Here is a 247-nt window from a genome sequence, read left to right on the forward strand (position 1 = left end):
TGCCCGCACAGGTTGCGCACGTTCGGCGCGTGGTAGGCGATCGCCTGCGCGGCCGCGGCGTCCATCTGCGAGCCGAGCGCGACGATCTGCGTGTACGGGAACGACTGGTGCACGATCGACGCGAGCGACGCGAAGTGCTCGGGCGGCCAGCGCTTGGCCGGGCCGTATTCGGCGCCCGGGCAGAACACGACGACCGGCTTGCGTGTATCGAGATTGAAACGCGCGGAAACCCGCGCCGTCTCGTTCA

1 protein-coding gene is annotated in these 247 nt (G+C 69.2%); it reads right to left on the minus strand.

Features of this window, described 5'->3' with window-relative positions; all coding sequences use genetic code 11:
- Window positions 1-247: glycosyltransferase family 9 protein (locus KVT39_RS37140; protein ID WP_306795638.1), on the minus strand; the 247-nt coding region annotated here is incomplete at both ends.

The organism is Burkholderia sp. GbtcB21, from assembly GCF_019091065.1.
GTDB lineage: Bacteria > Pseudomonadota > Gammaproteobacteria > Burkholderiales > Burkholderiaceae > Burkholderia > Burkholderia pyrrocinia_C.